The sequence below is a fragment of the Polynucleobacter sp. 35-46-11 genome (assembly GCF_002281105.1).
In genome coordinates this window covers 1-24,111 of record NZ_NCFJ01000043.1, presented here as the reverse complement: position 1 = coordinate 24,111, position 24,111 = coordinate 1, and the positions used below count along the sequence as shown (strand labels likewise).

Below are 24,111 nucleotides of genomic sequence, written 5' to 3'. Positions count from 1 at the left end.
TGATCAAGAAGTCATGCACGCCTTTGGTCACCTAGACTTACTCCACCCTGCCAATACGATTACCCCAGCTCGCGCCTTAGAGATCGCAATCGAGGGTGAAACGTATGAATACACAGAAATGTATCCAAACTTTCGTAAAACAGCAGTTGATGAAGGCAATTTGGCAGCAGTAGCAGAAATTGATGAGCAAATTGCCGAGTCAAAAGAGCATGCTGAGCAATTTCAGGCAATGTTAGCTAAGGCAGCAAAACGCTTTGCGGCCTTAGCCAATGTAGAGGAGCGTCATGCCAACCACTACAAGAAGGCCTTAGAAAAAGCTAAAGAATTTGCAGCAGTCTGAGCAAGTTCAGAAATAAAACGAAAATAAATTTAAACTGATCGAATTATCTTTAAGGAAACATCATGAATTCTTGGCAATGTATCGTATGTGGCTTCATCTATGACGAAGCAAAGGGCTTACCGGAAGACGGCATTCCTGCCGGCACTGCCTGGGCTGACATCCCTGAAGACTGGGAATGCCCAGACTGTGGCGTAGCAAAATCGGATTTTGAAATGGTTCAAATTTCTTAATTTAATCCGTACACCAATCGTTTAACTGCTTTACTAGGGAGTCCAGCTTTGGATCGTCAGAATCAAGCATCACCATCAGGAATTGTCATCATTGGTAGCGGCTTAGCTGGATACACCGTCATTCGTGAACTTCGCAAACTCGATAAGACTGTACCGATTACGCTAGTGACCCGTGAGCCAGGCTATTTCTATTCAAAGCCTATGCTCTCTACAGCGTTGGCAAGTAACAAGTCTGCCGAGCAATTGGTTTCTACCAATGCCGAAGGTATGGCAACACAACTAGAGATGACCATTCTGGGTGATGCTGATGTCACTGCAATTGATACCGTCGCTCAAACCATTACAACATCCAAAGGAAGTGTTTCTTATGGAAAGTTGGTTCTAGGCTTGGGTGCTGACCAAATTCGCCTACCTTTACAGGGTAATGCTTCAAATGAGGTCATCACCGTCAATGACCTAGAAGAATATGCGCAGTTTCGTAAATCGATTGCAGGTAAAAAACGTATCACCATTCTAGGAGCAGGCCTTATTGGGTGTGAATTTGCAAACGATTTGATTTTGGGATCTTATCAAGTGGATGTGATTGATTTGGCGCCGCAAGCTTTGGGTCGTCTCCTTCCCGAAGCAGCAGCGCAAGCACTTCAAGCCAAACTCGGCGAGGCAGGTGTTAGCTGGCACTTTGGAACTACAGTGCAATCCATTGATCGCGCTGGTGACTCTCTGTCCATCACCCTGGCCAATGGATCAGTGATTACTAGCGATGTATTTCTATCGGCTGTTGGCCTTAAGCCCCGTTTGGATTTAGCTAAAGCAGCTGGAATTGCAACTGACTCAGGCATCACCGTCAACCGTCAGCTAGAAACTAGCGCCAAAAACGTATACGCCATTGGAGACTGTGCTGAGGTTGAAGGCTTGGTTCTCCCCTATGTCATGCCCATCATGCAGGCAGCACGTGCATTAGCCCCAAACCTCCTCGGACAGGAAATAGCGCTTACCTACCCAGCTATGCCGGTGATGGTGAAGACTCCCGCATTGCCAAACATCGTTTCACCGCCAGCCAAAGGTGCTTTGGGCGAGTGGAAGATTAATTCAATTGAAGGCGGCATTGAAGCGCGCTTCGAATCGAGCGAGGGTAAGCTACTCGGCTTTGCACTTCTAGGAACGGCAACAGCCCAGCGCGGTGCACTCACTAAAGAACTTCCGCCGATACTACAATAACAGCTGATTCTGTCTTGCAATTTCAAATGGTTACTGAATAAGAAAAGGCCCGCTATTACGGGCCTTTTTAATGATGCACAGCAGCTAACTTGTTAAACGATCACAAACCAGGTTGCGTTGTGTGATTGAGCAACCATCAAAAACAACATTGGCACGGAAAGCATCGTATTAAAGCGTGAAGTCAACATCGCAACACGTGCAGACTTTGCTTTAACATCCGGCTCAACCGCAACGATACCTAAGGCACGTTTTTGATTCGGCCAAATGATGAACCAAACATTGAAAGCCATTACCAAGGCAATCCACATACCTAAACCAATTGCGCGAAATGGAGCCTGCAAGGTAAATGCTTGATGTGCATAGCCATTCAACACAGCCAGGATCAAACCGCTAACAACAGTAAACAAGGCCGCCCAGCGGAACCAAAATAATGCTGTTGGAGCAATTACTTTTCCAATCGCAGGTTTTTGCTCATCTGGAATTTTTGACATGGAAGGAATCTGAACAAAATTGAAATACCAAAGCAGACCAATCCACATCACGCCAACCATCACGTGAATCCAACGGAATAAGAAAGGCAATTCAATTGAGCTGAGATTTGCACCCAAAGCCAAAATAATTAATGCAAGAAGCACAAAACCAGCTAAAACCGTGCGCCCCAATGAGGTAAAGATAGATGACATAAAAGCTTTCTTGATAAAAATGTATATATCAGGAGATATTAGGCAAAATTCTTGCTAGCAAAATCCCAGTTCACTACATTCCAGAAATTTTCTACGTACTTTGGACGAGCATTACGAGTATCAATGTAATAAGCATGCTCCCAAACGTCGCAAGTCATCAAAGGCTTTGCGTCCGTAGTTAAAGGTGTGGCCGCATTGCTTGTTGAAGCCAAATCCAGAGAGCCATCCGCCTTTTTAACCAACCAAGCCCAGCCAGATCCAAATGTACCAACCGCACACTTTGTGAATTCTTCTTTGAATTTATCAAAAGAGCCCCACTTAGCATTAATAGCATCAGCTAAGGGGCCGGTTGGAGCACCGCCGCCATTGGGCTTCATGCTGTTCCAGTAAAAGGTATGGTTCCATACTTGGGCTGCGTTATTAAAAACACCGCCAGACGATTTTTTAATGATGTCTTCTAAGGAAGCATTTTCAAATTCAGTACCTTTAACCAAGTTGTTCAAATTGGTTACATAGGCTTGATGGTGTTTGCCATAGTGAAACTCTAGAGTTTCTTTTGAGATGAATGGTGAAAGCGCATCTAATGCGTAAGGTAGCTGAGGTAATGTATGTTCCATCATTTTTTCCTTGTAAGACATATTAATCGGTAGCTATAGCAGCCATATTCGCCCTAACTATAGACGATTCTGGCGATTTTGTTTGGGTATGGAAAGGGGGTTACCTTGTATCACCCCTCCCTTGGGATTACTGGGCAGTCCAGCCGCCATCCATGTTCCAGGCGACCCCACGGACCTCAGAGGCATCGGGACCACAGAGGAAAACAGCCAATGCAGCCAATTGCTCTGGAGCAACAAACTCGCCCGAGGGCTGTTTCTCGGAAACTAAGGCTTTTTTGGCCTCTTCATTTGAAATCCCATCGCGTTCTGCGCGCGCATCTACCTGCTTTTGCACCAAGGGGGTCAGAACCCATCCTGGGCAAATTGCGTTACAGGTAATTCCAGTCTTGGCATTTTCAAGCGCGGTTACTTTCGTTAAGCCAACAATGCCATGTTTTGCGGCAACGTAAGCCGATTTTTGAATAGAGCCAACCAAACCATGAACCGATGCGATATTAATAATTCGGCCCCAGTTACGCTTCTTCATTCCAGGCAAAGCATGGTGAGATGTATAAAAAGCTGAGCTTAGATTAATGGCGATAATCGATTCCCATTTATCAGCTGGAAAGTCTTCAATATTTGCTGTGTATTGAATGCCTGCATTATTTACCAATATATCTAGTGAGCCAAATCGCTTTTCAGTTTGCTTGATGAGATCTTCTATCTCAGCAGGTTTGCTCATATCGGCACCGTGGTAATCCACTTCGACGCCGCAAGCTTTAATGGCAGCAACAGCCGCATCTTTCTCACCAAAGCCGTTAACCATAATATTGGCACCCTGCTTTGCCAACCCGATAGCCATTGCCAATCCAATGCCACTAGTCGAGCCAGTAACTAGAGCGGTTTTACCTTTTAAATGAGACATATTCTTACTCGCGATATCAAGTTAATCGCAAACCCCCTAATGAGGGCTTGCGGATGGTCAAAACTTGATGTTACAGGATGCGGCAACCCCTTTGATACGGGGAATGCGTAAATTAGGGCGAACTCTTAATTACACCTTGCCAAGGGCCTTCAGAATCTTTTCACAAGTGATGGGCTGATCAAACACTGCAGTATTAAAAGGCACCAAAGCATCGTTAATCGCATTCTGGACCGCTCCAGGAGCCCCGGCAGTACCAGCCTCACCAGCGCCTTTTGCCCCCAACTTGGATGACTGGGTTGGGGTCTCTACGTGAGCCACTTCAATATCCGGCATTTCGTTAGCCATAGGAACCAAATAATCAGCCATGCTGCCATTCCGCAGTAGGCCACTATCGTCATAGAGACACTCTTCGAAAAGAACGCCGCCAATACCCTGAACAATTGCTCCGCGCACTTGCTCATCGACCAACATCGGATTGAGTACACGGCCGCAATCCTCAACCGCCCAATGCTTTAAGAGCTTTACAAATCCAGTGTCGGGATCCACCTCAACATAAGACGCCTGAACACCATTAGTAAAGATAAATGGATACTCTTTTTGAGTGTAATGACGTGTCACCATCAAATCAGCGGAGAATCCGACTGGCAAAGTATCGGTACGGAAATACCCAATACGACCAATCTCGCTAAACGGGAGTAACTGCTCGCCGGTTGCTTTATCCAAAACATGACCACGACGCACTAACAACTCCTCAGGCGATCTATTCAAGATAGCGCCAGCAAGCTTCAAGATATTCTCTTGGAGAGCCTGACATGCCAATAACACTGCTTCGCCACCAACTCCAGCACCACGAGAAGCCCAAGTTCCACCACCATAAGGGGTTACATCGGTATCTCCAGTAATAATGCGAACGTCTTTAATAGAGAGTCCAACAGCATCGGCAGCAATTTGGGCATAGATGCCTTCAGTACCTTGACCCTGCTCACCAACACCAATCAATATGGAAACCACACCACTAGGATCTAATCGAGCAGAAGCGCCATCCTGAGAGGCAATGCGAGCGCCGCCTACACCATAGAAGGCTGGACTTGGGTTAGTTAACTCAATTAAGGTGGCAAAGCCAATTCCGCGATAGATGCCCTTTTTGCGCAACTCAGCCTGCTCTTTGCGCAAAGCAGAATAGTCCATCATCTTTTCAATAGTTCGCAGGCATTGCTCATGCGATAACACTTCTAACTTAATTCCTGAAATACCGGAGCAAGGATATGCATCATCAGGAATCACATTACGCTTGCGAAACTCCAAAGGGTCCATCTTTAACTTTTGCGCAGCTAAATCCACCAAACCTTCAGTCACAGCGCAGGCAATCGGATGCCCTACTCCACGATATTGGCAGGTAGGCGTTTTATTCTGAAACACTACATTGAGCTTGGCTCTGTAATGTTGATGCTTGTATGGACCACCAACCAAGTTGACGACTTGATTGCCCTCAATCGCGCTGGTTCTAGGGAACATGGAATAGGGGCCGATGGCAGTAAGATCATCGATCTCAAAGGCCAAGATGTCGCCATCTTTATTGGCCGCAATGCGCCCCTTAATTCGATGCTCACGCGCATGAATATCACTCGTAAATGATTCAAGTCGATCAGCAACAAATTTGACTGGACGCTCTAACATCATCGCCAAACCCACCGTTGCAAAATCATCTGGATATGCGTGAACCTTGATGCCAAAAGAACCGCCAACATCTTTACAGATAACATGGACATCCGATTCAGACAGGCCAAACTGACGGCAATATAAATCTTGCATCATGTGCGGCGCTTGCTGTGAGTGATAAACCGTCAGACGGCGATCACCAGGGTTGTAGTCGGCAATTTGGCAACGAGGCTCTAAGGTCACACCAGTGTGGCGACCAAAACCAAAGGTTGCTTCTGCAACAACATCGGCGGATGCGAACACTTCATCCACCTGGCCAACATCTAAGCTACGCGTAAAGCAGAGGTTGTCACCAAGCTCTGGATGAATTACTGGCGTCTCTGCATCCAATGCCGTTTCCATAGAGACTACCGCAGGCAACTCCTCCCACTCAACGTCTACTAACTGCAAAGCATCTTCTGCCTGAGCACGCGTCTCTGCAACTACAGCAACTACTGGCTCACCTTGCCAGCAAGCTCTATCAATTGCTAATGCATATTGAGGGGCAGACTTCATGCCAGCCAGATGACCTAAAGTGGCAACCCATGGCTTACAAAGCTCTGCCATCTTGACGCCATCAACTATGGCAAGTACACCCGGCATTTTGCTTGCTTGTTCAATATGAATTTTTCCAATTTTCATATGGGCTACCGGCGAACGCCAATACACCACATGCCCCATTCTGGGCAATTGAATATCGTCTACATAAGTACCTTGACCCTCGATGAGTCGACGCGCTTTATGCCGAGGTTCACTATTACCAATGTAGCGTTGATCATTTGTTACTGGATCAAGCGCTAATCCTTTGAGGTCTGCTGGCTTATTCATAATCAGTTTTCCCAGTCTACTTAAGCGAGAGCAACAACAGGTTTAATTTTTTCGCCTTTGGCTCGAGCTTCTAGCACGGCCATGATGGCATCTACGATGGAGTGATAACCAGTACAACGGCAGTAATTTCCGGAGATCCATTCGCGCACTTCTTCACGCGTCGCTTTAGGCTGTTTTTCAATCAACTCCGCAGCAGCAAGCAACATTCCAGAGGAGCAAAATCCGCATTGCATTGCGTTGTGACGCATGAAAGCTTCTTGTAGGTCTGCTAATACACCACTTTTCGTGAGGCCCTCAATTGTCTCCACAACGCATCCATCAGCTTGCACAGCCAAATATAAGCAGCCGCGAATGATTTGCCCATTAACTTTGACAGTACAGGCCCCGCATGCGCCCTGCTCACAACCTAGGTGAGGCCCCTTTAAATGGAGATCTTCACGCAAAAAATCCACTAAATGTCGACGCGGCTCAATCTCAGCATTGACTAGCGAACCATTGACGGTCATCGTAATTTTTTTCTTTAAGCTCATTTCAATCTCCGAACTTGATTTATTTTTCTAATAATTAGTTAAGCAATTAAATGCTTTAAGCCGCGCTCTAATAAAACACCAATTAAATGTTGTTTAGTTTCTGCGCTGTTAGTGATATCTGCAATCACCTCAATCTCCGCCCTAGCGGCGGCAACTGCGCTAGCAATCAACTCATCGTTCAGAGGCTTGCCCTCAACCAAGGCTTGAGCTTTTATCGCCATTACCGGCGTAGCACCAACAGAGAAGAAAGTGAAAGTGCAGTCGCTTAGAACATTGCCGGCTTTATTTGCAACTAAGGCAAGGCCAGCAACAGCATAGTCTCCATGGCGACGAGCTAACTCATGAAAATAAAAAACTTGATCACTGCTTGCAATTGGCATGTCAGTTGCCACAAGAATTTCATTGGGCTCCAAGGATGTGGTGTACAGATCAATGAAAAAGTCTTGCGCTGAAATACGACGCTCGCCATCAGGACCTGCAATCAACATCGTTGCATTAAGTGCCAGACTACAGGCTGGCCATTCAGCCGCAGGATCTCCATAAACCAAAGAGCCGCCCCAGGTGCCTAGATTGCGGATAGCTCTGTGTGCGATATGTGGCACGGCAGCCTTAAGCAGCGGCGCATGTTGCGCAATCAATTTTGAATCTTCAATTTCAGTATGAGTTACTAAAGCTCCAATACGCAATTGGTCACCGACTACAGAAATCCCTTTGAGCTCATCGAGATTGGTAATGTCAATCAGAATGCTAGGCTCTGAGAGGCGGAGGTTGAGCGTAGCCAAAAGTGTCTGGCCACCTGCAATCAAACGGGCATCTTCACCGGCTTCAGCCAGCAAAGCTAAGGCCTCACCAAGCACCTTCGGTTTTGCATAATCAAATGCTGCTGCTTTCATTTCGTCTCCTCCACTGCTTTTGTATTTATATCGCCAAACCTTATTCGGCCTGTGCGTCCGACTCTAGGGGCATCACCTCACCACCCAATTCTTTTGCAAACCGCTGAAAAAAATCATCCGCAATCTTTTTGGCAGAAGCGCTGATTAAGCGGCCACCAATTTGTCCTAACTTGCCCCCAATGGAGGCCTCCGTCGTATAAGTAATCAAGGTGCCACCTTCAGCAGCCTTCAATTCAACTCGTGAGCGCCCTTTTGCAAAGCCTGCAGCACCACCCGATCCCTCAAATGCCATTGAACAGGATTGATCGGGAACGACATCGCTCAACAGAAGCTTTCCAGCGAATCTAGCTCTCACTGGTCCAATCTTGAACATGACCTTAGCGTGTATTTCCTCAGGTGAGATACGGCTAATCTCTTCACAGCCAGGGATAGACTTTGCGAGTACGTCAATATCATTCATCTGGGATTGGAGCCGCAATGAGTTGCTCGCCATTTAGTTCCATTACATCTCCTTGGGGTTTGTACGAATAGAGTCTTATCTACCAATTGTTCAACAATGTACCATTATTTAACTTTTGGTCAATAAGGCCAAATTCGGATAAACCCTGATGACAATGAGTTTCGATCGAGACCGCAGCACAAGAAACAGCGTCGCTTCAGAAGTGACTGCCTCTGAGGTCCCTGCTCGCCGGAGAATGAGTACGGCAGATCGTAAGCGCCAAATACTAGATCGCGCAATTCAGTACTTTGCAAAACATGGGATTGATGGGCAACTCAGAAACTTAACAAAAGGGCTGGGCGTTACTCACACCCTGCTCTATCACTACTTCCCTACAAAGGATGCATTAATCAAAGCGGTGTATGAGGACGTCTTTGAATCACGCTGGAAGCCTGAATGGGAAAAGTTGCTAGACGACAGGCGCCTTTCACCAGAAGAAAAATTGTATGCGTTTTATATCGACTATTCAAATACGGTTCTCACCTACGATTTCGTACGCATCTTGATTTTCTCGGGCTTAAGCGATCACTCAATTAGCGATCGATTCTTTGAGCTATTGCGTGATCGCCTATTGCCTAGACTCATTCGAGAAACTCGCAAACACTGTGGTCGCAGCACGCGCGGTAAGCCTTCACAGCGAGAATTAGAGTTTTTAATGGGCCTGCATGGTGGTATTTTTTACATCGGTATGCGCCGTTGGATTTATGGTCAAGCCATCTATGACTCCGGGAACCCCAATACCGAACAAGAAATTATTCAAGATCGCATTAGCTCCTACCTGATCTCAGCAAAAGCTTTATTTACTAATGGTAAAAATTAATATGACATACCTCAGCCTAAATCATTTTTCCATCCGCAGTCTTGAGATTGAGAAGACTACTCAGTTTTATAGTGAAGTACTAGGCTTAACGGTTGGGCCACGCCCAGAGTTTCCATTTCCAGGGGTCTGGCTGTACAACGGCGATGAAAACGATTGGGCCAATGCAGTGCTGCATCTCATTGCAATTGATAAGAATGATCCTAATGGATTGAAGCAATATCTTGGCGAGCGCGACCCAAGCTCGCTATATGGCTCTGGGGCGGTAGATCACATCGCGTTTTTTGCCAAAGGCTTGGAGGCCAAGCTTGCACAGCTTGATAAATTAGGGGTTCCTTGTAGACAGCGAACAGTGCCCGTGTTGCAGCTTCACCAACTCTTTTTAGATGATCCCAACGGTATCGTGATTGAATTAAATTACCCTGCAGCAGAAAAAGCAGCGCTTGATGCTAAGGCTGCACAGTAAAGATGGCAAAAATTCTCGTCATCGGCGGATCCCTTGGGGGCTTATTTGCTGCCAATATATTGCTCCGCCAGGGTCACGATGTCACCTTACTAGAAAAGGCGATTGGCTCCTTAGATGGTCGAGGTGCTGGAATCGTGACACATGATGCGCTTGCAGATGCCTTACGCGAAGCAGGGATCGCTGTGGATGACAGTCTTGGAGTTGCCGTGTCAAAGCGCGTTACCTTGGGTGCTGATGGTGAGAGCTTAGGTGAAATGCCGCTTCCACAAATCCTCACTTCATGGAGTCGCCTCTACCACCTATTGAAAGAGAATTTTCCAACTGAGCGTTACCTACAAGGTAAGAATGTAAAAACAGTTAGCCAAGATTCCAACAGTGTTCAGGTGACTTGCGAAGATGGCAGCACTTATCAGGCAGAGCTGCTGATTGCATCAGATGGCATTCGCTCTGCAGTAAGAGCCCAAGTAGCGCCAAATATTCAGCCTGAATATGCAGGATACATTGCATGGCGAGGTGTTTGCGATGAAAGCCATTTATCAAATTACACCTTGGATACCTTATTTAATTACTTTGGATTCTGTCTGCCTAATGGCGAACAGATGCTCGGCTACCCCGTTGCAGGCCCTGGCAATGACACCAGACTAGGCAAACGGCGCTATAACTTTGTTTGGTATCGCCCCGCATCTGAAGAGAGTGAGCTAGGCAAACTGTTGACGGATGCGGATGGTCACCACTATCCAACCGGCATCCCACCACTCAAAGTGTCATGGAAGCACATTGCTGAAATGCGAACGATTGCTCGGGAAATTCTGGCTCCTCAATATGCAGAAATTTTAGAAAAAACAGCCTCACCCTTTTTGCAAGCAATTTACGATGTTCGATCAGAGCAAATTGTCTTCGGCAGAATTGCTTTAATGGGTGATGCAGCTTTTGTTGGACGACCACATGTTGGTATGGGAGTTACAAAAGCGGGTGATGAGGCAATGGCAATTGCACGGCACATTGCCGCATTGGGCGCAAACCCTTCGGCACTCGAAGCATATGGTAAGGAACGACTTAAGCTTGGGCAACAGGTAGTTGCAAGAGCGCAATACTTAGGCCGCTACATGCAAGCACAAGGTAGCAAAGGCACTAGGGATGGCAATAGCCTACGCAGAAATGCGGATACCGTGATGGCGGAGACAGCAATTGATCTCAGCACCTTGCTAGCAGAAGGGAAAGCAGTTCCAGAGTCGCATTAAAAAAACTAGATGTAGATATTCGCATTACCAGAAGCATTCAGTTAAGATTTATGAAGCAAAAAGTATTCTTATTAATAAACTGTTTTAAATGGAGGAGACAACCATGAAACAAAAAGTAACGAATCAAACTAGAAGAAAAATGTTAATCGGCGGAGCTGCTGCAGCTAGCACCCCGCTTTGGATGAACATGGCAAGCGCCCAATCTGAAACTATTAAGATTGGCTTTCCTACACCACTAACTGGCCCATTCTCTGCTGAAGCGCAGGACCAAGTTAAGGCTGCTGAATTAGCTATTAAAGAATTCAACGATGCGGGCGGCTTCAATGGTCGCAAAGCTGAACTCTTAGTTCGCGATGACAAACTGAATCCAGGCGAAGCTGCGACACGCACTCTTGAGTTGATTGAAAAAGACAAGGTGAACTTTGTTGTGGGCTCACTTTCCGCTGCAACCCAACTCTCTATCAATGCCGTCTGTAAAGAGCGCAAGGTGCTCTTTAATTCCATCAGCCAGTCTGATGCGATTAACGAAGCCAAAGATTGGAGTGTATATACATTCCATGAAGCCTTGAATCCAACTATGACAGCAGGCGCAGTAGCTCGCTACTCTATCCCTCGCTTTGGCAAAAAGATCGTATTCCTGACCGCAGACTATGCTTACGGCCACGAGATGGTTCGCGCTTTTGAGCGTGCTGGTAAAGAGATGGGCGCTACTACATTGGCGGATATTCGTCACCCGCTAGGCGCATCCGATTACTCTGCATTCTTGCCACGCATCAAGGCATTGAATCCCGACATCTTGGTACTCTGTAACTTTGGTCGCGACCTTGTTAATGCCGCCAAGCAATGTACAGACTTTGGCCTGAAGTCCAGCATGAAAATTGTGACTCCAGTTCTTCTATATACATCACGTCTTGCAGGCGGCCCTGAAGCATTTGAAGGAATTATTGGCGGCACTTCCTACTACTGGGGTCTTGAGGATCGTATCCCAACAGCAAAAACATTTAACGATGCATTCCGCAAAATGTACAACGGCTCAGTTCCGTCTGACTATGGTGCACTAGGCTACGCTGGCGTAAAGAGTGTGTTGGCATCGATTAAGATTGCAAAATCCACTGAAACCTTGAAAGTGGTAGGTGCAATGGAGAACCTAAAGTACGACTGGTACAAAGGTCCTGAGTACTATCGCAAGTGCGACCACCAAGCTGTGCAAACAGTCATCATCGTTGAGTCTAAGTCAAAGAATATGAAGGATAAGTACGATGTCTTCAATATCCTGACGATCGAACCAACTACCGAGAAGAATATGCGTAGTTGCGCGGAGCTAGGCCACAAGGCTTAAATCTGAAATTTCAGGGTAAGTCATTTGATTTACCCTGAACCCCTCCCCTGATGCCTTTGGCTGAAGGGGAGTTTTTCTGAGTACATATATGACCGGTCTTACATTTGAACTTTTCTGCATGCAGCTGCTAACAGGAATTGCCTTGGGCAGTATTTATGCACTTCTAGCACTGGGTTTGTGTCTTATTTTTGGCATGCTCAATGTTGTGAATTTTGCCCACGGCGCCTTCTTCATGGTGGGCGCATTCATGGGCGTCTATTTCCTAGGCGTAACAGGCAACTTTTGGTTTAGCTTAATTCTCACACCCATTGCCACTGGAGTACTTGGATTACTAACTGAGCGATTCCTGGTCCGCCCTCTTTATGGCCGAGGCATTGACTATCCACTCCTCCTGACTTTTGGACTGTCTTATGTCTTGATTGAAGCAATGCGCGTCACCTTTGGTATCGAAGGTCTACCATCTGTTACCCCTGATGGACTTAAAGGCACCCTCGATGTTGGCATTGGCTTCTTCCCCAAATATAGACTCTTCCTGATTGCTGCCACAGCCGTCATTATTTTTGCGGTCTGGTTCTTTATTCAGAAGACCCGCTATGGCCTGATAATTAAAGCTGGTGCCGCTGACCAAGAGATTGTCAAAGTGCTTGGAGTAGATATTGCCAAAGTATGGCTCATGGTATTTGGCCTTGGTTGTGCGATTGCCGGCCTCTCCGGAATATTGGCCTCACCTACCCGCTCGGTTAATCCAGAAATGGGCATTCCAATCTTGGCGGAGTCTTTTGTAGTCACGGTAGTTGGTGGCATGGGCTCACCGGTAGGTGCCGTTGTTGCAGGTTTATTGGTTGGCGTAGTCTACAGCATGACCTCGCTATTCTTCCCCGACCTTTCCGAACTCTCCATTTTTGTTTTGATGGCGGTAGTGCTCCTAATCCGACCACAAGGTTTATTTGGCAAAGCGGGGGGAATGGGTTAATCCCCCCTGGATATTTATGAAATCATTTTTCCAACTCATTGCGCGCCATCGCGTGTTAGCAAGCAGCCTCTTCTTGATGATCTTTCCTTTCATCATGCCGTATGAAGCTCTTGCTATCAACATCCTAATCTTTGGATTATTCGCCATGGGGTTCAATCTCCTGTTTGGCTATATGGGCCTTCTATCATTTGGTCATGCAGCATTCCTGGGTATCGGCAGCTATCTGACTGGTATTGGTATCGTCCATTACCAAATGCCCTGGGGCACTGCAATTCTGGTGGGTGTGATTGGCGCTGCTATCGGTGGATTGATTATGGGCTTCCTGGCGATTGGCACCAGAGGCATCTACTTCTCCATGGTCACCCTGGCTTTAGGCCAAATTGTTTTTTATGCTTTTTACAAGGCTGAGAGTTTGACCGGTGGTGAGAATGGCTTAAGGGGTGTTCGTGTTGATTCCTTCAATATTTTTGGCATCCCAGTAGATTTTCTAAATCCACTCGTGAAGTACTACATCATTCTCTTTTTTGTAGTCATTGCCATATGGCTTATCTCTCGAATCCTGAACTCACCTCTTGGCGCTGTAATGGAAGCAATTCGTGAGAATGAGAAGCGCGCTGCGGCTTGCGGATTTGATGTCGCACGCACAAAGCTATTGGTCTTTGTATTGTCAGCTGCCATCTGCGGCTTAGCAGGTTCATTACGCGCTCTCCACCTGTCGATTGTTCCAATAGACTCTCTGCACTACCTCCAATCTGGACAAGCAGTAATGATGAGCATCTTGGGTGGCATGGGTACTTTCTTTGGGCCGTTTGTTGGTGCTGCCGTCATGCTTTATTTGGAGGATGTGGTCACCACTTTCACCAGGCACTGGATGGCCGTCATTGGACTGGTATTTATGTTCTTTGTATTGTTCTTCCCTAAAGGAATCTGGGGAACCATCTTGAACAAGCTAAACCTCAATCAGGATTCGAAATAATGAGTAGCTCAAACCAATCCCCCATCCTTGAGGCTCGCAATGTCAGCAAGAGCTTTGGGAAATTTAAAGCCCTGCAGAATGTGTCGACCACATTTATGCCCGGCTCCCTCACAGCAATCATTGGCCCAAATGGCGCAGGAAAGAGTACATTCTTTAACGTCCTCAGTGGAGCCTTTCCCCCTTCAAGCGGCCAAATTTTATTTAACGGTAAGGATATTACCGGCATGCAGCAATATGAATTTGCTCGCATCGGCATCTCTAAGAGTTTTCAGATTACCAATGTATTTAAACAGCTCACCGTCCATGAAAATGTCCGCGTTGCTGCACAAATGGAAACAGCGCGCTACAACTTTTTACGTAATGCGCAAAGCTATCCCGGACCAATTGAGCTTGCAGACCAACTGTTACGTCGAGTCAATCTAGAGCACCTGCGAAATAAAAAGACGGGTGACCTAGCTCATGGTCAACAACGCGCATTAGAAATTGCTATGGCGCTTGCCTGCAATCCAAGCCTGCTGTTGTTAGACGAACCCACTGCGGGGATGTCCCCCGAGGAGACTCTCGTGATGATGGATCTCATTCGCACGTTGGCAAATGAAAGAACCGTCATTTTGGTTGAACACAAGATGAAACTAATTATGGGTTTATGCAAACGCATCATCGTTCTGCATCATGGTGAGTTTTTGGCCGAAGGTACTCCAGAAGAAATTCAAAATAATGCAGAGGTACGACGTGTGTACCTAGGCCAAGGTTAACGAAGGTTTATATATGTTGCGTGTAGAAAATTTAAATGCCTGGTACGACCGCAGTCATGTTCTTCAAGGTGTATCTTTGGAAGTAAATAAGGGTGAAATCGTTACCTTAATGGGACGTAATGGTGCCGGCAAGACTACTACCCTGCGATCTTTAATGGGTCTACTCTCGAAGAGAGAAGGTAAGGCCTCTATTGATGGTATCTCTTTCTTGGATCTTGCAGCTCATGAGCGCTACCACCTGGGTTTAGCTTACGTCCCAGAGGATCGACGCATTGTTCCAGGATTAACTGTCAAGGAAAATTTAGAGTTAGGCGTTATCGCAAAGAAGAGTCTTGGTGACATGAGCGCAATGGTCGATGAAATTGCTGAAACCTTTCCCCGCCTCAAGGAGAGATTACATCAAGATGGAACATCGATGTCAGGCGGTGAGCAGCAGATGCTAGCAATCGCACGAGCTATGATTGCGAAACCTAAAGTCATCCTTTTAGATGAGCCTTCAGAAGGCATCATGCCAGTCTTAGTGGAAGAAATGTTTGAACTGTTTGCCAAACTCAAGCAGCAGGGCTTAACCATCCTGTTGGTTGAACAGAATGTTCAACAAGCACTCAAGATTTCTGACCGTGCCTACATTCTGGATCAAGGTGAGATTGTCTTTCATGACACGGCTCAGAACCTCCTCAATAACGACGAGATTCAACAAAAGTATTGCGCTGTTTAATGCTTTTTTGGGGAGCTTCTTAGATGATGTGAAGCCATTCCCCCAATTGATGCCAGACACTATTGGGGACTAGGGTTAATAGCCACGTCATAGTGAGATAGCGCAGTAGTTTGCCGATAAACATATAGATGAGGCAAGGTCCCCAAGCCAGCCTGAGCCAGCCCGCCGCTAAACAAAGGGGATCGCCAAAACCAGGCAACCATGACAATAGCAGCATCTTTGGCCCCCGCTCTTCAAGCCAGCGCTGCATTCTGCTGTTAGAAGGCCCCTTGAGAGACTCGAAACTATTGCGGCTCAGCAGCCCAAGCCACCAATCAAACATGCCACCCAAAGTATTGCCAATAGTGGCAACAATAATGGCGATCCAATACAAGTGAGGATTGACTGAAACATACCCAAAAAGTATCGGCTCGGAACCCACGGGTAACAAAGTTGCAGAGATAAAAGCACTAATAAATACCGCTGGTAAGCCAATTGATGGCATCCCAAAAAAGTCGAAGAACTGGCTGAGCATTTGCTCCATTAATTCAGGAGCCCTGGTGGATTAGTAGGTAAGGGCCTGGTCATTCCCTAAGTATGCCCCAATAGGCACTCAGCCCCATCTTGCGCCTAATGATTCTTGCTTACTTCACTCTGCCCGCAATTCTGATTTCTTGCTTAAACTGTAGGTATTGACCTATTCACTAACCACCATTTTTATAGATAGCCCTATGAATCACCCGATCCCCAAGCCAGACCAATACCAAGACATGCGTGAAGCCTTACGTGACCTTTGCGGGAGTTTTGACTCCGCATATTGGCAAAAAGTAGATCATGAAAGAGCCTACCCAGAAGCCTTCGTTGATGCGATGGCTCAAGCTGGTTGGTTGGCCGCCTTGATCCCTGAGGAATTTGGCGGTTCAGGCTTAGGCCTTGCTGAAGCCTCAGTAATCATGGAAGAAATTAACTTCTCCGGCGGCAATGCAGGCTCCTGTCATGGCCAGATGTACAACATGGGCACATTGCTGCGACATGGCTCTGATGTGCAGAAAAAGCTCTACTTACCAAAGATTGCTACCGGTGAACTGCGCCTGCAAACTATGGCAGTTACTGAACCCACTACAGGCACTGACACCACCAAACTTAAAACTACTGCCGTCAAAAAGGGGGCTAAGTATGTTGTGAATGGCCAGAAGGTTTGGATCTCCCGTATTCAACATTCTGATTTGATGATTCTCTTAGCGCGCACTACTCCGCTCGCAGAAGTAAAGAAAAAATCAGAAGGTATGTCGATCTTTATCGTTGATCTCAAAGAAGCGATTGGCAAAGGAATGACAATCCAGCCGATTGCTAATATGGTAAATCATGAAACCAATGAAGTCTTTTTTGACAACCTCGAAATCCCTGCAGAGAATTTAATCGGAGAAGAGGGTCAAGGATTTAAATATATTCTTGATGGGCTTAATGCAGAGCGCGTCCTGATTGCAGCGGAGTGTATTGGTGATGCCTATTGGTTTGTAGATAAAGCGCGTCGCTACGCCAATGAGCGCGTAGTATTTGATCGCCCTATCGGCAAGAATCAAGGCATTCAGTTTCCAATTGCAGATTCGTATATTGAGACTGAAGCAGCCAATCTGATGCGCTTTAAGGCTTGCGAGCTATTTGATGCCAAGCAAGCTTGTGGCGCTGAGTCCAATATGGCGAAGTACCTAGCTGCAAAAGCATCCTGGGAAGCAGCGAACGTGTGCTTACAAACCCATGGTGGTTTTGGCTTTGCTAATGAATACGATGTCGAGCGCAAGTTCCGAGAAACCCGCCTCTATCAAGTGGCGCCCATTTCGACAAACTTAATTTATTCCTATGTAGCTGAGCATGTTCTCGGACTGCCCCGCTCCTTCTAAATCAGATCTTTTCATTCAACCGGTTGGATAAGTAATTACATGAGTATTCGCCCTTTAGATGGCATCACCGTTGTTTCTCTGGAGCACGCTATTGCCGCTCCATTTTGTACGCGCCAGTTAGCAGACTTAGGCGCACGAGTTATTAAGGTAGAGCGGCCTGGTGCTGGCGATTTTGCCCGCGCATATGATGAGCGCGTCAATGGTATGTCGTCCCACTTCACCTGGGTGAATCGCTCTAAAGAAAGTCTAACCTTAGATCTCAAACAAGAATCTGCCCTCGCAGCCCTCAAGACACTGCTCAAAACAGCAGATGTGCTCGTACAGAACTTAGCTCCTGGTGCGGCAGCACGCATGGGTCTGACTGCAGAGCTCTTGCAAAAAGACAATCCAAGTTTAATTTTGTGCGACATCTCAGGCTATGGGAATAATGGTCCTTATCGTGACAAAAAGGCTTATGACTTGCTGATTCAAAGTGAAGCTGGATTCTTATCGGTGACCGGCACTCCCGAAACCCCCAGCAAAGCGGGTAACTCGATTGCCGATATTGCCGCAGGCATGTATGCCTACACCAATGTACTGGCTGCACTTTTACAGCGCGGTAAAACTGGCAAAGGATCTACTATCGACGTTTCCATGCTCGAGTCTTTGGGTGAATGGATGAGCTATCCGCTCTACTACGCCTATGAAGGTGCCACCCCTCCTCCGCGCAATGGCGCATCTCATGCCACGATTTATCCCTACGGGCCATTTAAGGCGGGCGATGGTGGCACCATCATGCTGGGACTTCAAAATGACCGTGAGTGGGTTTTATTCTGTGAAGTGGTGCTCGAGAATCTAGCTTTAGCCAAAGACGAGCGCTTTGATAAAAACTTCAAACGTAATGAGAAGCGAGATGAACTGCTCTCCATCATTGATGCTTGTTTTAGTAATCTCACTACCGAGCAAGTCATTGCAAAACTAGATCAAGCCCAAATTGCCAATGCCCGTCTAAATGATATGCAAGGCTTATGGAATCACGATCAACTCAAAGCAAGAGATCGCTGGGTACAAGTGGAGTCACCTGTAGGGCCTGTTCCAGCCATGCTACCCCCTGGTAGCAATAACACCTTCGACTACCGCATGGATGCCATTCCCGCCGTTGGGCAGCACACCAATGCAATCCTATCGGAGCTGGGTATTTCAGTAAGCCAAATCGAATCGATGCGCGCTCAAGGCGCGATTTAAAGTAAAGGCGAAGAGAGGTGGGCGGCGTTCTCTAACATGACACGCCAACGCGGTCGCTTACCCCATCTGACTGAATCCACCATGTCAGATTGAGCTAAATAGGATTCAATCAAAGTCTCCAGCTTGGCGCAAAACGCATCGTTGTACACGATTAAGCTAATTTCAAAATTCAATCGTAAGCTTCGTTGGTCAAAATTCACCGAACCAAAAATTGCCACCCGCTTATCTATCAGCAAGCTCTTGGTATGTAACAAGCCACCATGGAACTCGGCGATATTAACGCCTGCACTCATCAGGTCAGAATAGAAGCTGCGACTACTCCAAGCAACCAATGTCGAATCATTTAATTTAGGAACAATTAAGGTGACCTTTACGCCTCGACCAGCAGCCGCCATCAAAGCCTGAATCAACCCATCATCTGGACCAAAGTATGGCGTAGTAATAGTGAGCTCTTCGCGCGCATCCATGATGGCCGAGAGAAGTACTTGATACAAGATATCGTCACGATAGACCGGTCCAGACGAAAACTCTTGGGCCAAGACCTTGCCTTCTTGCGGACTGGGGGCTGGCGCCACATCATTAAAGTGCGTAATCTTCGGATTATCAACACTCCAGTCAAAAGAGAATGTCAGCTCAAATTGGGATGCAATCGGTCCTTCAATTCTGACCATGGCATCAACCCACTCACCCACACCGGAATCCTGCTTGAAACTGCGCGGATCAACCATGTTCATACTGCCAGTCCAAACAATGGTGTTATCGATCACAAATATTTTTCGATGTAGCCTTAGGTCAGCGCGGCGAAACTGGAAGCGGCCAATCTGAATTGGCAATGCCTCAGTTACCTGAATGCCAGCATTTCTGAAACGATTTGGCCATCTGGATTTAAACCAGTTTTTGCTACCCAAGGAATCAAGTAAGACCTTACAAGTTACACCGCGTTTAGCAGCCGCGATTAAGGCCTCACCAACGCGGTCCGCATCACCGCCGAGAGCCCAAATATAAAACTCCAAGTGCAGAGTTTTCTTTGCCTGATTAATCTCATCAATGAAATACTGCAAGATCTCTAAGGAGCTAGTGAACAGTTCAATCTTGTTGCCCGCAATGACAGGAGAACCATTTTTAGCCTCCGCCAATACACTCAAGGCTCTACCTTCGATTGGTAGCAACTGCTTGTCAGCCTGATAACACTTACGCGTACTCTCAGTGATCGCGGCGTACTCTTTATCCATGCGAATAATTTTTCGAGTGAGCTGGCGACCCACGGGACGTTCACCAATCAGAATGTACAGGCTGATACCAATCAATGGGAATAAAACGACAATCAGAAACCAGGCCAGCACAACACCAACTGGCCTTCTCACTGAAATTAATTTAAATCCAAATAGAATCACAATGATGACATGTGCTATTGGCACCCAAATAAGAGATTCGCCAAAAATGGATCCGAGTAAAAAATTAATAATGTTCATAAAATCTCAAGTTCTGCTGCAATGCCTAAGTGATCAGATAGTTTCAACCAGTCGTGCATTATCTCTGCAGAATGGATTTTCAAGCCTCTTACATAAATTCGGTCCATCGCTAGCATCGGCTTTACGCTAGGGAAGGTTTTTGCAGGGGCGCCTGTTAGCACCTCAAAAACTTCATCAAAACCAGCGACGCGCATCGGTGCACTGATGCGATTACGCCAATCATTAAAGTCACCCGCCACAATAGTCGGGCCACCCTTGGCAAGCGAATCAATATAACGAATAATTTCTTCCAGCTGACGCTCTCGCCCTCTTTCAAATAAAGCCAGGTGCACGCAGAAACAATGGATTGGTGTTGCAACACCCTCTAGCTGAGTAATGCTATGAAGTAAGCCGCGCCGCTCAAATCGATAGGCCGAGATATCGTAGTTTTCACCCTTATGCAAAGGTCTTTTAGAAAGAATGGCATTACCATGATGACCATCCGGGTATTCAACATTCTTGCCGTAATGCCAATCATGCCAAAAATCTTCGGATAAGAAATGGGTCAGCTCAGTCAAAGGCCATTGACCAAACCTTCTGATTCGCCCGCGATGTTCTTGCTGAAGCTCTTGCAAGAAAAGTAGGTCTGGATGATGGCTACGCATTTTTTGACGCAACTCATAAATCGTAGATTTTCTATGCAAGGGCGATAAACCCTTATGCACATTAATACTCATGACGCTAAAGCGGCCTAACTGTAATTGCGTCACTAAAACTGTCCTGCAGCACGGTGTCGCCTGACGCGTGCTAAATAGATTTCACCTTCAACCAGATCTTGGCATTGCATACATTTATTGCAAATCGATGCCTGTTCACGCAACTCATCAATAGAGTCGATCGGATGGGTATCGAGATATTCACGAAGATCGACATCGAGAACCTCATTACAGAGGCAAATGACTTCAGCCATAAGTTATAAGAAGGGAAATTATTTGCATTTATGCCATTTTGCCATCGCCTTGCTAGAATCAAGCCCATGTTGATTACCTTTCGGGATGCCTTTATGCTCCTCGCGCATTTAGATGCCGGGGTGATGGGCATTGTCCTAGTCTCTTTACAGGTCAGTCTGACGGCACTTCTCTTGGGCACCTTGATCGGACTGCCTTTAGGGGCACTTTTGGCGACCGAAGAATTCAATGGCAAAAAGACGATTACAGTTGCCTTAAATACCCTCATGGGGGTTCCGACAGTCATTGTAGGTGTCGTAGTCTACCTATTACTCTCCCGTACAGGGCCTTTAGGGGTATGGGGATGGCTTTTTACACCCAACGGCATGATCTTGGCGCAAACATTGCTTACAACCCCCTTAATTGCCGCCCTAAGCCGTCAAATCTTGGAGGACTCTTGGAGAATTCATCGGGATTCTTTCATGGCACTTCGCTTACCCCGAATGGCCGCCCTAAAATGGCTGATTTGGGACTGCCGTTTCTCGCTCACGATTGCCATTTTGGCTGGTTTGGCTAGAGCGATATCCGAGGTGGGTGCCGTGATGATTGTGGGTGGCAATATAGACCAGTCCACCCGCACCATGACAACTGCCATTGCTTTAGAAACTAGTAAGGGAGACTTGCCCTTGGCGCTTGCCTTAGGCATTATTTTGCTCGGTATTGTGCTGCTGGCCAACCTCTTCACATTTGTAGTTCGCCAAGTTGCGGAGCGTCGATATGGTTAATAGCTCTGAACAATTTCAGCAATTCATTGAATTGAAAGGCGTCATCGTCAAAAGTGATGGGCGCATCATCTTAGATATTCCGCATGCAGTTATTCCTGCCGATCAAATTTGTGCCTGCATTGGGCCCAATGGTGCAGGCAAAACAACTCTCCTAAAATTACTTGATGGTTTAATCAAACCAGATTCAGGCACTGTCACCCACTCTAGCGGCCCGATCAAATCATCCCTTGTATTGCATCACACACCCATGATCAAGGCTTCAGCAAAAGCCAATATTGCTATGGTGAAAGATGCCGACCCTTCAATTAACTCTACTGATATTGATGCGGTTATGGAGCAGATCGGATTAAGTCATCTTGCCAACACCCCTGCGCATAAACTCTCAGCAGGTGAAAGACAGAAACTCTGTCTAGGTCGAGCTATTTTGCAAAAACCCAATTTGGTTTTGCTTGACGAACCTACTGCTAACTTAGACCCGAATACTACGGAGCAAGTCGAAGAAATCGTACGTCAATTTAAGCTTCAAGACACTAACGTCATCTTCACATCTCACCAACTTGCACAAGTACAAAGAATTGCAGATTACATCCTCTTCATTGATCAGGGTCAGCTAAAAGAAAAAGGACCCGTAGGTCCTTTCTTTGCCGATCCTCAGACACAAGCAGCTAAGCGCTACTTACATCAAGAGTTGCTCGCCGAGTAATTACTTTGCTGCTGGTGCTGCAGCTACAGGCGCAACAAATGGGGGTGGTGCAACACAGGCTGCAGGAGCTGGAGTACCAGGAACCCTAAACTTGTCTGCCACACGATTCATAGCCTGACAAAGCTGGAACCCCGCTACCTTGTCGCCATAAGCCGCTTTTGCTTTTGCCAAAGTTGCGGCCGCTTGAGCTTCAGGCGTCAACGGAGGCAAAGTAGCAAATGCAGTAGTAGTAGCCATTGAGCAGAGTGTGAAAGCAATGATTTTTTTCATGGCTTTGTCCTTATTTATTAATCTTGTTGTACCAAATTTCATGGTGTTCCTTAGCCCAAGTTGCGTCAACGTAGCCAGTCTTCATGCCGTCGATTGAGCCCTGCATACCAATCGTACCGATATAGATGTGGCCCATTGCCATAGCTGTCATCAAAATAGCCGCAGAACTATGAATGATGTTGGCTAATTGCATAGTGCCACGCAAGTACTGAATATCCATGAATGGCACGATCATGTCGAGCACAAATCCAGAGGCAGAAATAATCAAGCCCAAGAAAACCATGCCGAACCAAAACCAGAACTTCTCGCCAAAGTTAAAGAATCCAGCTGGCACATGCTTACCAGAGAAAATACCACCGAAAGACATTAACCATGCCATGTCACCCTCTCCAAAAATATTCTTACGAACAAAGAGGAAAAAGAAAATCACGATGCTTAATGTAAATAGCGGACCAACAAAGTTATGAATGCTTTTGCAAACCATCAAGAAGGAGCCATAAGCTGCGCCGCCCATCAATGGCATTGCAAAGTACTTGCCGTACAAAATTAGTAAGCCAGTAAATGCCAAGGCAATGAAGCTAAATGCCATTGTCCAGTGTGTCAGGCGATCGAAGCCATTGAAACGCTTAATTTTTGTGCCAGATAAGGGCTCCTGCAACTTAATTGGGCCTTTAAACATATACATCGCAATCACACCAAAGAACGCAAGCGCTAGGAGCCAGCCGCCATAAACGGTAATCACGCCATTGCGAATCAAGCGCCATTGCTGACCTGAGCGCTGAATAAGAACACTCGCCTCTTTATCTGGAATGCTGACATAGTTATAAGGATCGCTATTGGCTGTATCCCAAATGACACCCTCTTTAGGAGCTGTGTTCGCTGGTTGAGATTGCGCTTGTGTGCCACTAGGAATCGCATTGAGATTCTTAGGAATATCAATTCCGCTTGGCGATGGCAAAGGCTGCATTGGCGCACGTTCGGCCAAAGAAACCCCACTCAACAAACTCAGTGATACGCCCAGAGCCAAGACCCAGGAGCGACTAACACTTGAAAATGATCGATTCATACAAATATCCTTAAACGTTTTCGTTTTATTTATTGTTGTTTAACTGATCACTTAGCGCGT

At 46.6% G+C, this 24,111-nt stretch carries 28 protein-coding genes; 15 read left to right on the top strand and 13 right to left on the bottom strand.

Annotation, left to right across the window (positions count from 1 at the left end; genetic code table 11):
* From B7Y67_RS05505 to B7Y67_RS05495, 3 genes are all read left to right on the top strand, one after another.
* The coding region (locus B7Y67_RS05505) for a ferritin family protein (protein ID WP_293597756.1) at positions 1-340 on the top strand (340 nt) is incomplete at its 5' end.
* Between the two features lie 62 nt (positions 341-402).
* Complete coding sequence (locus B7Y67_RS05500) at positions 403-570, top strand: rubredoxin (RefSeq protein WP_293597755.1); 168 nt, start codon at positions 403-405, stop codon at positions 568-570.
* A gap of 48 nt (positions 571-618) precedes the next feature.
* Positions 619-1,788 carry an FAD-dependent oxidoreductase gene (locus B7Y67_RS05495; protein ID WP_293597754.1) on the top strand — a complete coding sequence of 390 codons (1,170 nt, stop codon included), beginning with the start codon at positions 619-621 and terminating at the stop codon, positions 1,786-1,788.
* 92 nt (positions 1,789-1,880) lie between these two features.
* Here the strand turns inward: B7Y67_RS05495 and B7Y67_RS05490 are convergent, their stop codons facing one another.
* From B7Y67_RS05490 to B7Y67_RS05460, 7 genes are all read right to left on the bottom strand, one after another.
* Entirely contained in the window at positions 1,881-2,471 is a 591-nt protein-coding gene (locus tag B7Y67_RS05490; RefSeq protein WP_293597753.1) for a urate hydroxylase PuuD, read from the bottom strand.
* A gap of 38 nt (positions 2,472-2,509) precedes the next feature.
* On the bottom strand, positions 2,510-3,088 hold the full coding sequence (gene sodB, locus B7Y67_RS05485) for a superoxide dismutase [Fe] (RefSeq protein ID WP_293597752.1): 579 nt from the start codon (positions 3,086-3,088) through the stop codon (positions 2,510-2,512).
* A 127-nt stretch (positions 3,089-3,215) separates the two neighbouring features.
* Positions 3,216-3,992, bottom strand: a complete 777-nt coding sequence (locus B7Y67_RS05480; protein WP_293597751.1) for a 3-hydroxybutyrate dehydrogenase — start codon at positions 3,990-3,992, stop codon at positions 3,216-3,218.
* Between the two features lie 129 nt (positions 3,993-4,121).
* Complete coding sequence (locus B7Y67_RS05475; RefSeq protein WP_293597750.1) at positions 4,122-6,518, bottom strand: xanthine dehydrogenase family protein molybdopterin-binding subunit; 2,397 nt, start codon at positions 6,516-6,518, stop codon at positions 4,122-4,124.
* Positions 6,519-6,538: 20 nt separating this feature from the next.
* Positions 6,539-7,048, bottom strand: coding sequence for a (2Fe-2S)-binding protein (locus B7Y67_RS05470; RefSeq protein WP_293597749.1), 510 nt, complete (start codon positions 7,046-7,048; stop codon positions 6,539-6,541).
* A 38-nt stretch (positions 7,049-7,086) separates the two neighbouring features.
* Positions 7,087-7,941 (bottom strand): xanthine dehydrogenase family protein subunit M, encoded by an 855-nt coding sequence (locus B7Y67_RS05465; protein WP_293597748.1) that lies wholly within the window; start codon positions 7,939-7,941, stop codon positions 7,087-7,089.
* A 40-nt stretch (positions 7,942-7,981) separates the two neighbouring features.
* The gene (locus tag B7Y67_RS05460) at positions 7,982-8,401 is read right to left on the bottom strand and encodes a CoxG family protein (RefSeq protein ID WP_293597747.1); all 420 of its coding nucleotides are present in this window, start codon (positions 8,399-8,401) and stop codon (positions 7,982-7,984) included.
* Between the two features lie 148 nt (positions 8,402-8,549).
* On the opposite strand from B7Y67_RS05460, the gene B7Y67_RS05455 reads away from it, so the two are divergent.
* The 8 genes from B7Y67_RS05455 (at position 8,550) to B7Y67_RS05420 (ending at position 15,725) form a co-directional block, all read left to right on the top strand.
* Complete coding sequence (locus B7Y67_RS05455) at positions 8,550-9,260, top strand: TetR/AcrR family transcriptional regulator (RefSeq protein ID WP_293597746.1); 711 nt, start codon at positions 8,550-8,552, stop codon at positions 9,258-9,260.
* 1 nt (position 9,261) lies between these two features.
* Positions 9,262-9,723, top strand: coding sequence for a VOC family protein (locus B7Y67_RS05450; RefSeq protein WP_293597745.1), 462 nt, complete (start codon positions 9,262-9,264; stop codon positions 9,721-9,723).
* Positions 9,724-9,725: 2 nt separating this feature from the next.
* Positions 9,726-10,964, top strand: coding sequence for an FAD binding domain-containing protein (locus B7Y67_RS05445; RefSeq protein WP_293597744.1), 1,239 nt, complete (start codon positions 9,726-9,728; stop codon positions 10,962-10,964).
* 103 nt (positions 10,965-11,067) lie between these two features.
* On the top strand, positions 11,068-12,303 hold the full coding sequence (locus B7Y67_RS05440) for an ABC transporter substrate-binding protein (protein WP_293597743.1): 1,236 nt from the start codon (positions 11,068-11,070) through the stop codon (positions 12,301-12,303).
* Between the two features lie 118 nt (positions 12,304-12,421).
* The gene (locus B7Y67_RS05435) at positions 12,422-13,276 is read left to right on the top strand and encodes a branched-chain amino acid ABC transporter permease (RefSeq protein WP_293597742.1); all 855 of its coding nucleotides are present in this window, start codon (positions 12,422-12,424) and stop codon (positions 13,274-13,276) included.
* A 16-nt stretch (positions 13,277-13,292) separates the two neighbouring features.
* A complete protein-coding gene (locus B7Y67_RS05430) occupies positions 13,293-14,252 on the top strand; it encodes a branched-chain amino acid ABC transporter permease (protein ID WP_293597741.1) in 960 nt (319 codons plus the stop codon).
* The gene (locus tag B7Y67_RS05425; RefSeq protein ID WP_293597740.1) at positions 14,252-15,007 is read left to right on the top strand and encodes an ABC transporter ATP-binding protein; all 756 of its coding nucleotides are present in this window, start codon (positions 14,252-14,254) and stop codon (positions 15,005-15,007) included. The genes B7Y67_RS05430 and B7Y67_RS05425 overlap by 1 nt, the downstream gene beginning before the upstream one ends.
* A gap of 13 nt (positions 15,008-15,020) precedes the next feature.
* Positions 15,021-15,725 carry an ABC transporter ATP-binding protein gene (locus B7Y67_RS05420; RefSeq protein WP_293597739.1) on the top strand — a complete coding sequence of 235 codons (705 nt, stop codon included), beginning with the start codon at positions 15,021-15,023 and terminating at the stop codon, positions 15,723-15,725.
* Positions 15,726-15,744: 19 nt separating this feature from the next.
* Here B7Y67_RS05420 and B7Y67_RS05415 read toward each other — a convergent pair whose 3' ends face one another.
* Positions 15,745-16,248 (bottom strand): YqaA family protein, encoded by a 504-nt coding sequence (locus B7Y67_RS05415; protein ID WP_293597738.1) that lies wholly within the window; start codon positions 16,246-16,248, stop codon positions 15,745-15,747.
* A 187-nt stretch (positions 16,249-16,435) separates the two neighbouring features.
* On the opposite strand from B7Y67_RS05415, the gene B7Y67_RS05410 reads away from it, so the two are divergent.
* Both B7Y67_RS05410 and B7Y67_RS05405 read left to right on the top strand, forming a co-directional pair.
* Positions 16,436-17,605 (top strand): acyl-CoA dehydrogenase family protein, encoded by a 1,170-nt coding sequence (locus B7Y67_RS05410; RefSeq protein WP_293597737.1) that lies wholly within the window; start codon positions 16,436-16,438, stop codon positions 17,603-17,605.
* Between the two features lie 39 nt (positions 17,606-17,644).
* Entirely contained in the window at positions 17,645-18,829 is a 1,185-nt protein-coding gene (locus B7Y67_RS05405) for a CaiB/BaiF CoA-transferase family protein (protein WP_293597736.1), read from the top strand.
* Here the strand turns inward: B7Y67_RS05405 and cls are convergent.
* The 3 genes from cls to B7Y67_RS05390 are packed head-to-tail and all read right to left on the bottom strand — an operon-like array spanning position 18,826 to position 21,250.
* Positions 18,826-20,301: a cardiolipin synthase gene (gene cls / locus B7Y67_RS05400; RefSeq protein WP_293597735.1), complete on the bottom strand. Its 1,476-nt coding sequence runs from the start codon at positions 20,299-20,301 to the stop codon at positions 18,826-18,828. The two genes, B7Y67_RS05405 and cls, sit on opposite strands and share 4 nt — an antisense overlap.
* Positions 20,298-21,050 (bottom strand): endonuclease/exonuclease/phosphatase family protein, encoded by a 753-nt coding sequence (locus B7Y67_RS05395; protein ID WP_293597734.1) that lies wholly within the window; start codon positions 21,048-21,050, stop codon positions 20,298-20,300. The genes cls and B7Y67_RS05395 overlap by 4 nt, the downstream gene beginning before the upstream one ends.
* The gene (locus tag B7Y67_RS05390; RefSeq protein WP_293597733.1) at positions 21,050-21,250 is read right to left on the bottom strand and encodes a hypothetical protein; all 201 of its coding nucleotides are present in this window, start codon (positions 21,248-21,250) and stop codon (positions 21,050-21,052) included. The genes B7Y67_RS05395 and B7Y67_RS05390 overlap by 1 nt, the downstream gene beginning before the upstream one ends.
* 66 nt (positions 21,251-21,316) lie before the next feature.
* Between B7Y67_RS05390 and B7Y67_RS05385 the strand changes: the two genes are divergently transcribed.
* Positions 21,317-22,012 (top strand): ABC transporter permease, encoded by a 696-nt coding sequence (locus tag B7Y67_RS05385; RefSeq protein WP_293597732.1) that lies wholly within the window; start codon positions 21,317-21,319, stop codon positions 22,010-22,012.
* Positions 22,005-22,715 carry an ATP-binding cassette domain-containing protein gene (locus tag B7Y67_RS05380; protein WP_293597731.1) on the top strand — a complete coding sequence of 237 codons (711 nt, stop codon included), beginning with the start codon at positions 22,005-22,007 and terminating at the stop codon, positions 22,713-22,715. The genes B7Y67_RS05385 and B7Y67_RS05380 overlap by 8 nt, the downstream gene beginning before the upstream one ends.
* Here the strand turns inward: B7Y67_RS05380 and B7Y67_RS05375 are convergent, their stop codons facing one another.
* Both B7Y67_RS05375 and B7Y67_RS05370 read right to left on the bottom strand, forming a co-directional pair.
* A complete protein-coding gene (locus tag B7Y67_RS05375; RefSeq protein ID WP_293597730.1) occupies positions 22,716-22,985 on the bottom strand; it encodes a hypothetical protein in 270 nt (89 codons plus the stop codon).
* Between the two features lie 10 nt (positions 22,986-22,995).
* A complete protein-coding gene (locus B7Y67_RS05370; RefSeq protein ID WP_293597729.1) occupies positions 22,996-24,051 on the bottom strand; it encodes a formate dehydrogenase subunit gamma in 1,056 nt (351 codons plus the stop codon).
* Positions 24,052-24,111: the final 60 nt, after the last annotated feature.

Coding starts and splice junctions, on each gene's coding strand:
- B7Y67_RS05460 (WP_293597747.1), bottom strand. CDS start 8,401: ATGAATGATATTGACGTACTCGCAAAGTCTATCCCTGGCTGTGAAGAG.
- B7Y67_RS05500 (WP_293597755.1), top strand. CDS start 403: ATGAATTCTTGGCAATGTATCGTATGTGGCTTCATCTATGACGAAGCA.
- B7Y67_RS05490 (WP_293597753.1), bottom strand. CDS start 2,471: ATGTCATCTATCTTTACCTCATTGGGGCGCACGGTTTTAGCTGGTTTT.
- B7Y67_RS05440 (WP_293597743.1), top strand. CDS start 11,068: ATGAAACAAAAAGTAACGAATCAAACTAGAAGAAAAATGTTAATCGGC.
- B7Y67_RS05470 (WP_293597749.1), bottom strand. CDS start 7,048: ATGAGCTTAAAGAAAAAAATTACGATGACCGTCAATGGTTCGCTAGTC.
- B7Y67_RS05420 (WP_293597739.1), top strand. CDS start 15,021: ATGTTGCGTGTAGAAAATTTAAATGCCTGGTACGACCGCAGTCATGTT.
- B7Y67_RS05445 (WP_293597744.1), top strand. CDS start 9,726: ATGGCAAAAATTCTCGTCATCGGCGGATCCCTTGGGGGCTTATTTGCT.
- B7Y67_RS05415 (WP_293597738.1), bottom strand. CDS start 16,248: ATGGAGCAAATGCTCAGCCAGTTCTTCGACTTTTTTGGGATGCCATCA.
- B7Y67_RS05430 (WP_293597741.1), top strand. CDS start 13,293: ATGAAATCATTTTTCCAACTCATTGCGCGCCATCGCGTGTTAGCAAGC.
- B7Y67_RS05480 (WP_293597751.1), bottom strand. CDS start 3,992: ATGTCTCATTTAAAAGGTAAAACCGCTCTAGTTACTGGCTCGACTAGT.
- sodB (WP_293597752.1), bottom strand. CDS start 3,088: ATGGAACATACATTACCTCAGCTACCTTACGCATTAGATGCGCTTTCA.
- cls (WP_293597735.1), bottom strand. CDS start 20,301: ATGAACATTATTAATTTTTTACTCGGATCCATTTTTGGCGAATCTCTT.
- B7Y67_RS05425 (WP_293597740.1), top strand. CDS start 14,252: ATGAGTAGCTCAAACCAATCCCCCATCCTTGAGGCTCGCAATGTCAGC.
- B7Y67_RS05435 (WP_293597742.1), top strand. CDS start 12,422: ATGCAGCTGCTAACAGGAATTGCCTTGGGCAGTATTTATGCACTTCTA.
- B7Y67_RS05375 (WP_293597730.1), bottom strand. CDS start 22,985: ATGAAAAAAATCATTGCTTTCACACTCTGCTCAATGGCTACTACTACT.
- B7Y67_RS05450 (WP_293597745.1), top strand. CDS start 9,262: ATGACATACCTCAGCCTAAATCATTTTTCCATCCGCAGTCTTGAGATT.
- B7Y67_RS05380 (WP_293597731.1), top strand. CDS start 22,005: ATGGTTAATAGCTCTGAACAATTTCAGCAATTCATTGAATTGAAAGGC.
- B7Y67_RS05390 (WP_293597733.1), bottom strand. CDS start 21,250: ATGGCTGAAGTCATTTGCCTCTGTAATGAGGTTCTCGATGTCGATCTT.
- B7Y67_RS05475 (WP_293597750.1), bottom strand. CDS start 6,518: ATGAATAAGCCAGCAGACCTCAAAGGATTAGCGCTTGATCCAGTAACA.
- B7Y67_RS05465 (WP_293597748.1), bottom strand. CDS start 7,941: ATGAAAGCAGCAGCATTTGATTATGCAAAACCGAAGGTGCTTGGTGAG.
- B7Y67_RS05385 (WP_293597732.1), top strand. CDS start 21,317: ATGTTGATTACCTTTCGGGATGCCTTTATGCTCCTCGCGCATTTAGAT.
- B7Y67_RS05405 (WP_293597736.1), top strand. CDS start 17,645: ATGAGTATTCGCCCTTTAGATGGCATCACCGTTGTTTCTCTGGAGCAC.
- B7Y67_RS05455 (WP_293597746.1), top strand. CDS start 8,550: ATGACAATGAGTTTCGATCGAGACCGCAGCACAAGAAACAGCGTCGCT.
- B7Y67_RS05410 (WP_293597737.1), top strand. CDS start 16,436: ATGAATCACCCGATCCCCAAGCCAGACCAATACCAAGACATGCGTGAA.
- B7Y67_RS05370 (WP_293597729.1), bottom strand. CDS start 24,051: ATGAATCGATCATTTTCAAGTGTTAGTCGCTCCTGGGTCTTGGCTCTG.